This window comes from Pseudoalteromonas shioyasakiensis, assembly GCF_024518675.1.
GTDB lineage: Bacteria > Pseudomonadota > Gammaproteobacteria > Enterobacterales > Alteromonadaceae > Pseudoalteromonas > Pseudoalteromonas shioyasakiensis_B.
Genome location: NZ_JANIGL010000002.1, coordinates 467,409 through 479,029, shown reverse-complemented (window position 1 = coordinate 479,029; position 11,621 = coordinate 467,409). Strand labels below are relative to the sequence as shown.

The following is an 11,621-nucleotide window of genomic DNA, read 5'->3' as shown; positions in this document are numbered from 1 at the left end:
CTTATAAACTAACCGTTGTTAGCTTTTCAAGAAGGGCAACAACCATTTTAGATGAGTTGATTGATGCTGTTTCTAAGTATTCTTCAAACGATTGCGGCGATTCTTTACCTGCAATGTCAGACATAGAGCGAATAACCACAAAAGGGGTTGCTAAGCTATGACATACTTGAGCAATCGCAGCACCTTCCATTTCTACAGCTAGCATAGTTGGGAAATCAGCACGCACTTTATCAATACGTACAGGGTCACACATAAATGAATCGCCAGTACAAATTAAACCGATTAACGTCTTAACGTCACTGATTTGAGCTATACTTTGCTCTGCTGCTTCAATCAATTTAGGGTGTGCAGCAAAACCAGCTGGCATTTGCGGAACTTGGCCAATTTCATAACCAAACGCAGTTACATCCACATCATGGTGGCGTACTTGTGACGAAATAACCACATCGCCAACGCTAAGTGATGGATCAAAACCACCGGCAGAGCCTGTGTTGATCACGCAATCGGGGTTAAAGTTATCAATCAATAATGTTGTTGCTATAGCGGATGCTACTTTACCAATACCTGATTGAACCAAAGTAACAGTGTTGCCAGCTAATTCACCCGTATAAAAAGTAAAGCCTGCTTTAGTTAAGATTTGCGGGTTTTGCATTGCCTCACGCAAAATTTTAACTTCTGGCTCCATTGCTCCAATAATACCAACATTCATAATTTTTGATTCCTCGAATTGAATAGATAAGATTATACGTGAAGTTAGTAATAAAAAACAAAAATGCGAGCCTAAACTCGCATTTTTAAATATGATTTATTTACTGCTGTTATATTTCTGCTAATGCCGTTGAATGTGCTTTTGCTTGTGAAGGGGATAGTACAGCAGGCTTGGTTGCTCTATTGCGAGTAGGACGCGCAGCTTGAACCGCGGGTTTACCAAGTTTAAACATAATAGCATCACGCACTTCACTAGGGCGATAGCCCGATTTAACTTTCATACGAATATGAGGAATGCCAGCGGCTTCTAGCGCGCCATTAACAAACCAATCGCGCTGTGCTTTGTGGCCATCTTTGTTGGCATTATTGACCAAATCAACAGCGGCAACAATGGTTAGCTTTTCTTTGTCTATCAACACAAAATCAAGCTGTTTGTTTTTAGCTTTGGCAATGGCTGCGCGCTTGGCTTTTACTGATAAACCTTTTTTACAATCGATAATATCAATTAGTTTTACACGACTAACAATTTTATATTGATCACCAACAGCACGCTCCAGTAAGTTTAAAAATGCACTTTCTACTTGCGTGAACACACTTTCTTTACGAGTAAAGGGATAAGGATTGCCGCCATCATCGGTAAACTTCGATGCAACAAAAGATGCCCCAACAACTAACACTAAAATTGATAATAAAGCGAATTCCATACGGTAACTCCACAACAACAAATTGACACTCTAAGCTTATTTAGCAATTAATGTGCCTAGTTGCTGTGGAGTTACATGTTTTTTATGGTTGGTAACCGCCAGCAACGCCTTTTACAGCAATGGCTACAGCATCATGGGCATGCAAAGACTCATAATGGTTTATTTGTAACCAATAATCCGCATATTCTTTCTGTTCGAGTACTGCTTTTATTTTGCGTGCTGCGTCTTCACAAAACATTAAGTTTTGCCCATTCAAACGAGCAAACTCTTGCTCATCTTCACGCTTAACTGCCGCTTGTACAGGGGTTTTCAGCTCTCCCTCAAGGGTATCTATCAAGCTTAAAATATCAAACTCAGTGATCGTGTGATCTAATTTTATTTTTACATTAGCGATTGAACGCTGGGAGTGCGGGGTGGCAACAATGCCATCCGTGCTGCCTAACCAAGCCAGTATCTCTTCATGGTTTAGTGCTTGTTGTTCAAATTTCTCAACAAAAGCATTTTGTATCAATTGGCGTGCTAAAGCAGCAGAGCATGGGCATGTTGAAGAATACGTAACATCTAAGCTTAACTCAAAGCTTAGTTGCCCGCGGTCAATTTTTGCCTCTAATAATATAGGGTAACTCTTCCAGCCAGCTTTACCGCTAAGTAATGACTTTCTACGTAGTGGCAGTTCAAATTTAAACTCTATTTTAGCTTGATTCGCTAAACCTTCATGGCTTGATATAAACGTATCGAGTGCTTGAGCAATTGTTTGCGGGTTTACTTGTTGCTCAGTTGAAAGTGTATCTAGCGCTAAAAATAAGCGCGACATATGGATACCTTTGGCGTCTTCTTTATGTAAGTTCACAAAAGCGCGTGCCTTAGCATTCACATTAACAGGAGCGAGGCCACGAGATTCAAAAATAAATGGCAGCTCAATATCGGCCATACCAACCCAGTCTAATTTACCAGTTTGTAAGGCGGGAGCCGTATCTGCTATATCGGGCATATTGCTTTGCATGAAAAATCTCGTTATTGGCAATTGTAAAGCGCGGTATTTTACACGAAATAATTAAAAAGTACGTAGTAGATGAAAATTTTATGTTTTCGTCGCGGAACATGAAAATTGCTAATGTAAAAATGCTAAAATAGCTATACAAATGAATATACCAAGTCCCTTTTTTAACATTTTGAAAATGTTGAATATTAAGTTATGGGCACGTTTACCGTACTTAAATCAGTTTATCTGACATTGTTCGCTTGTAGAAATAGCATTTAGGATTTGGCTATATTTATTTACAGCTGTAGAGTCAGTTTAATTTTTATATAATTACATCAATTAAATAAACGTTATTTATCTATTGGTGGTATAACCCAAAGTCATGAGACAAGTTTATATATGATCGATTCTTCTTTGAGCCCTTGGGCTCGAATGCTTTCAAGTTTAATCACTCGTTTTGGTGAATTTAAAACAGCAGCCATTTGTTACGTCTTGCTGTTAGTTGTTTCGTTGATTTTAGCCTGTATGTTTTATTATGTTGCAGTCGGTCACGTAGTCATTGTTGATGTACTCGCTATGTTATTTTTTACCGCGGTTGTTTCACCGATCATGATTAGTGTAATTATTAACTCAATCCGTCAGCTCGATGCCTCTTACGCCTACCTTGATAGCGCGACCAAGCAAGAAAAGTTATTAAACCAAACATTAAAAGATAATATCACTCGACTTAATGTCGAGATTGATGAGCGTAAAATGGCATTTCATGCCAAGCACCGTGCAATTGAGGAGCTTAGACGCGAAATTGCTGAACGTAAGAAAACTCAGCAAGAGCTTGCTCAACAAGGCATGTTATTGCGCTCTATTGTTGATTCATCGCCCGATCTATTTTACTACCGTGATAATAATGGTGTATTTGCTGGTTGTAATAAAATGTTCGAGAAAGTCATTGGCAAACCAGCTACCGAACTGATTGGCAAAACAGCGGAACAAATATACCCAAAATCTTATTTACCAGAGGTATTAAGAACAGATAACAAGGTTGAAGAGACACATCAAGCCCTCACCTTAGATGTGGAGTACCCAGTAGACAAAGAAAATCGCTGGTTTGAAATGCGTAAGTTACCTTTCATCAACGATGAAGGCGAATACATCGGTTTACTGGCGTTTGGCCGAGATATTACAAGTCGTAAAGAAGCTGCTCAAGCGTTAGAAACAGCTTATAAAGACAAAGGTAAATTTATTGCGACTTTAAGTCACGAACTAAGAACTCCACTTAATGGGATAGTGGGTCTCACTCGTATGCTGCTAGATACTGAGCTTGATAAGCAGCAGCGCAGCTGGTGTAACACGGTTTTTTCGAGTGCTGAAACCTTAGGTAATATTTTTAATGATATTATTGATTTGGACAAAATAGACCGAGAGCAGCTAGATATAGTTACTGCGCCGATTAATGTTTCTGACTTTATTAATGATGTTGTGAATTTTGCTGGCCTCATTGCAGAGCAAAAAGGACTTGAATTTGAGATAGAACGTAAAGGCATTTTAGATATTTATGCTTCGCTTGATCCTACCCGTTTGCGCCAAGTTGTTTGGAATTTAATTAATAATGCCGTTAAGTTTACGCAGCAAGGGCGAGTAGAATTATCTTGTATTAGAGAGAACCGCGCTGACGGTACGTGGTTAGTGATGAAAGTCACCGATACTGGACAAGGGATACCGCAAGAACAATTACAACGCATTTTTGACATGTACTATAAAGCACCAGATGTAAATGGTACGAATGCTATCGGCTCAGGAATTGGCTTGGCAGTTACTAAAGCACTTGTTACTGCGATGAATGGCCAAATTCGGGTTAACAGTACAGAAGGAGAGGGAAGCTGCTTTGCCGTTGAAGTGCCACTGGCTTTATGTGTAGCTCCCACAGAGCAAAGTTATGCCGGTCGTAGCCTTAATATATTATTAGTCGAAGATGTGCCGCTCAATGCAGAAATTGCTACTAACTTGCTTGAACAACGCGGTCATGAAGTCATTTGGGCTGAAACAGGTGAAGATGCATTATCGTTTGTTGAAACTGAGGATGATCTCGATTTAGTCCTATTAGATATGCAATTACCAGATATAAATGGTGATGAGGTTGCTAGACAAATTCGCTCTGATAGTTACTTTGATAAACTTCCTATCGTCGCTTTAACTGCAAATGTGCGCAGCGCAGAAGAGGAGTTAGAGGGCATCTCAATTCAAGGTGCACTTGCAAAGCCAATCAACACCACTAAATTGGATAAAATGCTTGCTGAGCTGTTTGATATTAAACAAGCACAACAATGCGATGAAACCCGTTTAACTGTATCAGCAGCGGATTATGCTCAGATAAATGTCGATTTATTAGATATTGAAACTATAGAAGACTTTGTTAATTCAATGGGCATTGAGGTATTCAAGCGTAGTAGTAACTTATTTGCCAAGTTAAACCCTCAATACCAGCAGGAGTTGGCAAATACATTAGCGCAAGGTGATAGAGAAGAGTATAAGTCGGTTGCGCATAAGCTTAAAGGTGCAGCTGGTTCCGTGGGGCTTAATGATGTTCAGCTACATGCTAAAATGATGGAGCATGGTGCGCTTGAGCAAAGTGATGAAGTTTTACAAGATTGGTTAACACAGCTTACAGAAAAAATAAATGAAGGACAGCAAGCCCTTCATTTATTCTTACAGCAGTTAGATAAGTAACTGCTGTAGGTTAAACAACAACTTTTTAGCTGTCGATTTTACCGATGAAGCGATAACCTTCACCGTGAATAGTACTGATCAATTCAGAGGTGCTGTTGTCACTTTCAAAGTGCTTACGAATACGACGAATAGTAACATCTACTGTACGGTCATTAGCACGTAATTCACGGCCAGTCATATGCTTAATTAGCTGTTCACGGCTAAAAATACGACCTGGAGAATCTAGCATTAAACGTAGTGCTCTATATTCGCCTTTAGGAAGACGTTTAGCATCGCCATTTGGAGATGTTAAACAACGGCTATTTTCGTCAAGCTCCCAGCCATTGAACGTGATAACACCATTCGTTTCGATATTAGTTTCTTCACCGCCAAGAGCAGTACGAGAAATTAAGTTACGAGCACGAATAGTAAGTTCACGCGGATTAAACGGCTTAGTAATATAGTCGTCAGCACCAATTTCAAGGCCTAAAATACGGTCTACATCATTATCACGACCAGTTAGGAAAATGAGTCCAACGTTACGCTTTTGACGTAACTCACGCGCTAATATAAGCCCGTTTTTACCTGGTAGGTTGATATCCATAACTACAAGATTCACATCATCATTATTTGTAAGCTTGTCATGCATGTCATCGCCATCTATGGCTTCAATAACTTTATAACCTTCAGCTTCAAATAAACTAACGAGGTTTAGTCGAGTTACGTCTTCATCCTCTACAATCAGAATGACTGGCGTTTGCATTATTAATTAACCTTTTCGGAATATTTTATTTACAATTAATTCGGCATTGTATTATAAAACCGAATACAGAGATTATAGGAGTATATCCATTTGTTAACAAGTAAATCAATTTGGATAAAACTTCGAAACAGCTAATAACCGAGATTGCACTTTAAAACTACTACGCAATAACTGCTGTTTATTGATATACAGTCGGATTTTATTCCCTTCTTGGATCAAAGCAGCAATGCCACCCTTTTCTAAAAAATTGATACTCTCACCAACTGTTAAGGTGTCTGACGAAATGGTATCGATCCAAAGTGGAATTATATCATCTTCTTCTGTTTCATCAATGTATGTGATATCACAAAAGCGAGAAAGTTCAGAAATTTGCTGTTTTTTATCTATTAAAACTACCTTGATGGGCTTATTGTTAATTTTTAATGAAGGTGTGTTCTTTAAAACGGCGCCTAAACCTTGTTTGATGTCATAAAAGCAAAAGCTCATTGCTTGGTTTTCGTCAGCTTTGGTGAATTCAACAAACTTACTTATTTGGTATAAAAAAGCGGATTTCACCTGCTCAGGAGACTTTGCAAAAATGCTAAATGGAGCACATAACACAATGCTCAGTAACGCCAGCCTTAAACTCATTTTATACCAGCCTGCTTGTGAGGCAGCGTTATAATAAAGCGGGTGCCTGTTTTTTCTTGCTCATCGTAGTAAACATTACCGCCTAGGGCTTGGGTTACTAGGTTATAAACCAAATGCATACCTAAACCACTGCCACCTTCACCACGTTTAGTTGTGACAAAGGGATCAAAAATACGTTTTTTAATGGTTTTATCAACGCCAATCCCATTATCATGGTAGTGAATAATCAGGCTGCTTTCAGTGCGCTCTATAGTGAATTCAATTTCATTGCCTATATCATCCTTAAAACCATGAATGATTGAATTACTGATCAACTGTTGTAGCACTTGTTGCAACGGGCCTACTTTCGTTTCGAATATTAACTCGGACGGGCAATGAACAGTCACCTCAGGGTCTTTTTCTTGGATTTCTGTACGCATCGATAATAAGACATCACTGATGAGCTCTTTAACGTTAACAATGGCATTCAATTCGCCATCTTGGTTTACTGCCACCTTTTTAAAGCTCGATACCAGTTCTGCAGCTCGGTTTAAGTTACGATAAATTAAATCTAGGTTTTCTATTCCATCATCAATAAAGCGTTTTAACTGACTCGAGGTTAAGGTTTTGTTTTCAAACCCTGAGTTTATCTCGGCAAGTTTGTCACGTAATAGCGTTGAGCCAGTAATACCTAAACCAATAGGAGTATTAACTTCATGGGCAACACCTGCCACCATTTGTCCAAGTGAAGCCATTTTTTCACTCTCTACAATTTGGTTTTGATATTGGTGCATGCGCTCTAGTGTATTGAGGAGTTCTTGATTTGCTTCTCGTAGGGCAATTGTTCGCTGGTTAACTTTTTCTTCTAAACTTTGGTTAAGTTGCTTAATTTCTTGCTTATCATTTTTGTGACGCTCAATCTGGTTTTGCGTACGGGTAAGCATGATATTCAAACTATTAGCGAGGGTATTTATTTCTGTTATGTTGGTTCTTGGAGCACGGGCATTGTAGTTGTGGTTTTTAGAAACATCTTGTAATAACACACTTAATTCATCAATAGGGTTGGCGATACGTTTTTGAATGTGCTTAGCAACAAAATATACTAACACTAAAACAAATAAGGTTAATAAAATGTCGATGAGTATTTTTTTGTTTATATAGTTATTGAGGCGCTCTAAACCACCACGAATATATACATACCCTTTTATTTCCCCTTCATAGAGTATTGGTTTTATGAGCTCAACTTGATCACCAGTCACCTTAGCTTCTTTTAACTGGTCAATATTATCAACCCGAAGAGGTACCGGCGCGGTTTTCTTGGCATTAAAGCTGGTAAAAAACACCGCTTTATTTGACACTTCATCAATAGCGTAAATATGTATGTTTTTAACTAGAGGAATAGTTTCAAATGACTTTAAACGTTGCTCTTCAGTTTTTATGTCATCAAATAAAACAGTGATTTGTGCATTAAATGCGACGATTTCAGCAAGGATATTTAGCTTATTAATTATTAATTGCTTTTGCTCTTTAACATCAAGATAGGTCGAGATTGAAATAGACAGCGATAAACAAAGAGCAGTAACAAACATGACTGCACTGATCAGCGCTTTTCGAATACTCGTTTGTGGTAAAGATTTAGGCATTTTTTTGTTATAGCCAGATATTTATCATGGTGACTTCATTTTCTAAGTCTAGCAAAAGCAACGAAAAGTGACGAAGAAATATCAAAGAATTGTCACTTTTTGTTGTTAAACATTAAAAAAGGCGGTTACCTAAGCTAAATTACAGATTTATCTAGCTACTATAAACCGCAAACTTATTGTTTTTATGAACTGTTTGGTATTCGCCGAATTGAGATTCTAAAATAGGTGGGTATTTTAAAAAACAGTTGGCAACGATAGTCAGTTTACCTGATTTGGTTAAATGTTGCTTTGCATTACTTAAAAATTGCTCAGCAATCGTGTAATCCGTAGCGATCCCCGTATGAAATGGTGGGTTAGAAATTATTAAATCAAATTTACCACTAATACTCGCAAGTCCGTCGCTAAGTATAGCCTGCCCATTAATGTTATTGAGCGCTAGCGTTTGTGTAGTAGCATAAGCTGCAAGCGCACTCACATCAGAGCAAACAAAGGATAGGGCCACATTTTTAAGGCCTAAAAATGTGGCTATTAAACCTGCGCCGCAACCAAAATCGAGCACTTGACCATTTTTAACCGTTGGCGCGTTTTCTAATAGCATTTTAGTCCCGGCATCAAGTTCACCGTGATTAAATACTCCGGGGATACTAATTGCGTTAAACTGCGTTCCCGCTACTTCAACAGTGAATTGCTTGTGATACCGGCTAATATTGAACTCTGCTAGTTGTGCAATACCAGAGAATAAATAGAGTGCGCAGTGGCGTGCACTATCAATTTTACGACCAAACTCACAGTGTCCAGCGAATTGCTTTTCGATTGATTTGACACCGCTTTTATTTTCACCAACAACCAGTACGTCTGCATCCGCATTGATCACGGCACGAATATTATCGAGCGTCATTAATGCTTCGGGCTTTGATTTTGGATAATAATAAATCACCAAATCAAATTGTTGCTCAGCTATTTCATGACTTATACAAACATCTATGTCATTGAGGCTTTTAGCAAACTGGCCATTTGCATGGTTGTAGCTAAAAGCTGTAATTTTACTGTTTGGGTTTAAACTTTTAAGTTGAGATAAAAAGCCATCTTGCACAAAATTGACTACCAAAATAGACTCAGCATTGAGTGATTCGCTATTTCGCAGTAATAATGAACTTGGGTTAGTTAATGCGCTCATAAATGGCTTTACCTTAAGTGTTGTTTAATTTTAGCTGATGCGTTCGAACATTAAGTCCCAAACACCATGACCTAAGCGATGACCACGTTGCTCAAACTTTGTTAATGGGCGAAAATCAGGGCGCGGCACATAATCATTTGTTTGTGATTGATTTTTATAGTGCTCAGCAGCTTGCATTACTTCAAGCATATGCTCGGCGTAGTTTTCCCAGTCTGTGGCCATGTGAAAAACACCACCAATTTTTAACTTACTGCGCAAGCTCTCTACAAATGCAGGCTGCACTATGCGGCGCTTGTGGTGACGCTTTTTATGCCATGGATCAGGGAAAAACAATTGTAATTTACTTAAACTTTCATCAGCAATGCAATCGGCAAGGACCTCAACAGCATCGTGTTCAAAAACGCGTAAATTCGTCACACCAGCTTCATCTGCATCCATTAAGCAGGCACCAACACCAGGGCGATGCACTTCGATACCAATAAAGTTTAAATGCGGTGCGTTTTTAGCCATTTCAACTAAAGATTTGCCCATACCAAAGCCAATCTCTAAAACAACATCGTTATCATTGCCAAATACTTGGGCTAAATCAAGCATACCATTTTGGTGCTCAAGCCCCATTGTTGGCCAGCATTTTTCAATTGCTGCTGCTTGTCCTTTGGTTAAACGACCTTCACGTTTAACAAAGCTACGAATTGTACGAATATATTTACCTTCTTGCTTTGCTTGCTCAAGGTTATCGTTACTTGAATCACTCATATATTTTGGCCTGATGAAAACAACATGTTTTAAAATGGTGGCGTATTATCCCTGACCGTGGGCTTGATCACAAGGCTTTATCCTTTGCGGATGTTTAGAACTTGATATTTTAGCTCACTGCAATAGACTGCCCGCTATCAAAGGGCGAGTTATACAAAGTAGTTATTTTGAAGTTAGACGATAATGATGCAAGTTGGTTTTCACAGCAGGTAGTTGATTGGTATCAACTACATGGGCGTAAAACTTTACCATGGCAGTTAAATAAAACACCTTATAAAGTCTGGGTGTCTGAGGTAATGCTACAACAGACTCAAGTTGTGACAGTCATTCCTTATTTTGAAAAATTTATGGCAAGCTTTCCTGATATTATAGCTTTGGCGAATGCTGATGAAGATGTTGTATTACATCATTGGACTGGACTTGGCTATTACGCAAGAGCACGTAATTTACATAAAACTGCCAAAATTGTACGTGACCAATATCAAGGCATTTTTCCAACAAGTTTAGAGCAAGTGGTTGCATTACCTGGCATAGGCCGCTCTACCGCTGGGGCTGTTTTATCACTATCCCTTGGTCAACACCATCCTATTTTAGATGGAAATGTAAAGCGTGTTTTAGCCCGTTACTTTATGGTAGAAGGCTGGTATGGGGTGAAGAAGGTTGAAAACCAGTTATGGCAGCTAACAGAGCAGCTTACACCTAAAGAAAATGTGACCGAGTTCAATCAAGCTATGATGGATTTAGGTGCAAGTTTATGTTCGCGTAGTAAATTTTCGTGCGAACTTTGCCCATTGCAAGCTCGATGTAAGGCACATAATGCTGGCGTAGTAAAACAGTTTCCACATTCAAAGCCTAAAAAAGCAGTGCCTAAAAAAGAATGCTACCAATTAATTATTCAATGTGACGACCAAGTGTTAATGGAAAAAAGGCCTAACTCAGGTATTTGGGGTGGCTTATTTAGCTTTTTTGAGTTTGCACAAAAAGCTCAACTCGAGGCCTTTTTAGTCCAGCAGGGACTGGCATTAAATACACTTGAAATTGAGCCGTTTACTCATGTGTTCTCGCATTTTGAGTTAACCATTAAGCCCTATGTGCTTAAGCTTCATAACATGCCGGATGTTGTTAATGAACGGCAATTAGTTTGGTACCCTCTAGATCAATCAATTGAGGTCGGTTTAGCCGCACCAACTAAAAAGCTGGTTAAACAAATCAGCACAATGGTTTACACTAGTGTTAAGTCTTAAACGAATATTAAGAAGAGAGCAATTATGGCACGTACAGTATTTTGTCAAAAGTTACAAAAAGAAGCCGAAGGCCTTGGTTTTCAACTATACCCAGGTGAGCTTGGAGAAAAGATTTTCAACAATATTTCTAAAGAAGCATGGGGTCAATGGCAGCATAAGCAAACTATGCTAATTAACGAAAAGCATTTAAATATGATGGACCCTGAGCACCGTACGTTTTTAGAAGAACAAATGGTAGGGTTCTTGTTTGAAGATAAAGAGGTCGAAATCGAAGGTTATCGTCCCCCTGAAAAGTAATTTTATATTAGCTCGAGCGTTAAAAGGGCCTAAGC

General features: G+C 38.8%; 11 protein-coding genes. 3 read left to right on the top strand and 8 right to left on the bottom strand.

Annotation, left to right across the window (positions count from 1 at the left end; translation table 11 throughout):
• Position 1: 1 nt before the first annotated feature.
• From mtnN to folE2, 3 genes are all read right to left on the bottom strand, one after another.
• Positions 2–709: a 5'-methylthioadenosine/S-adenosylhomocysteine nucleosidase gene (mtnN, locus tag NQT69_RS08050; RefSeq protein WP_256827130.1), complete on the bottom strand. Its 708-nt coding sequence runs from the start codon at positions 707–709 to the stop codon at positions 2–4.
• 109 nt (positions 710–818) lie between these two features.
• Positions 819–1,412, bottom strand: coding sequence for a DUF2726 domain-containing protein (locus tag NQT69_RS08045; RefSeq protein ID WP_256827129.1), 594 nt, complete (start codon positions 1,410–1,412; stop codon positions 819–821).
• Positions 1,413–1,494: 82 nt separating this feature from the next.
• Positions 1,495–2,415 carry a GTP cyclohydrolase FolE2 gene (folE2, locus tag NQT69_RS08040; RefSeq protein WP_256827128.1) on the bottom strand — a complete coding sequence of 307 codons (921 nt, stop codon included), beginning with the start codon at positions 2,413–2,415 and terminating at the stop codon, positions 1,495–1,497.
• Between the two features lie 378 nt (positions 2,416–2,793).
• Here folE2 and arcB point away from each other — a divergent pair, with 378 nt between their 5' ends.
• On the top strand, positions 2,794–5,118 hold the full coding sequence (arcB, locus tag NQT69_RS08035) for an aerobic respiration two-component sensor histidine kinase ArcB (protein WP_256827127.1): 2,325 nt from the start codon (positions 2,794–2,796) through the stop codon (positions 5,116–5,118).
• 25 nt (positions 5,119–5,143) lie between these two features.
• Here arcB and arcA read toward each other — a convergent pair whose 3' ends face one another.
• The 5 genes from arcA to trmB all read right to left on the bottom strand — a co-directional run bounded on the left by arcA (position 5,144) and on the right by trmB (position 10,045).
• Positions 5,144–5,860, bottom strand: coding sequence for a two-component system response regulator ArcA (arcA, locus tag NQT69_RS08030; RefSeq protein ID WP_256827126.1), 717 nt, complete (start codon positions 5,858–5,860; stop codon positions 5,144–5,146).
• Between the two features lie 105 nt (positions 5,861–5,965).
• Positions 5,966–6,490, bottom strand: a complete 525-nt coding sequence (locus NQT69_RS08025) for a YfiR family protein (RefSeq protein ID WP_256827124.1) — start codon at positions 6,488–6,490, stop codon at positions 5,966–5,968.
• A complete protein-coding gene (locus NQT69_RS08020) occupies positions 6,487–8,112 on the bottom strand; it encodes an ATP-binding protein (protein ID WP_256827123.1) in 1,626 nt (541 codons plus the stop codon). Before NQT69_RS08020 ends, NQT69_RS08025 begins: the two co-directional genes overlap by 4 nt.
• 151 nt (positions 8,113–8,263) lie before the next feature.
• Positions 8,264–9,289 (bottom strand): 16S rRNA (guanine(1207)-N(2))-methyltransferase RsmC, encoded by a 1,026-nt coding sequence (gene rsmC / locus NQT69_RS08015; RefSeq protein WP_256827122.1) that lies wholly within the window; start codon positions 9,287–9,289, stop codon positions 8,264–8,266.
• A gap of 30 nt (positions 9,290–9,319) precedes the next feature.
• On the bottom strand, positions 9,320–10,045 hold the full coding sequence (gene trmB / locus NQT69_RS08010) for a tRNA (guanosine(46)-N7)-methyltransferase TrmB (RefSeq protein WP_256827121.1): 726 nt from the start codon (positions 10,043–10,045) through the stop codon (positions 9,320–9,322).
• Between the two features lie 167 nt (positions 10,046–10,212).
• Here trmB and mutY point away from each other — a divergent pair, with 167 nt between their 5' ends.
• Together mutY and NQT69_RS08000 are read left to right on the top strand one after the other, a co-directional pair.
• A complete protein-coding gene (gene mutY / locus NQT69_RS08005) occupies positions 10,213–11,289 on the top strand; it encodes an A/G-specific adenine glycosylase (protein WP_306173997.1) in 1,077 nt (358 codons plus the stop codon).
• A 24-nt stretch (positions 11,290–11,313) separates the two neighbouring features.
• Entirely contained in the window at positions 11,314–11,586 is a 273-nt protein-coding gene (locus NQT69_RS08000) for an oxidative damage protection protein (protein WP_256827120.1), read from the top strand.
• Positions 11,587–11,621 lie beyond the last annotated feature (35 nt).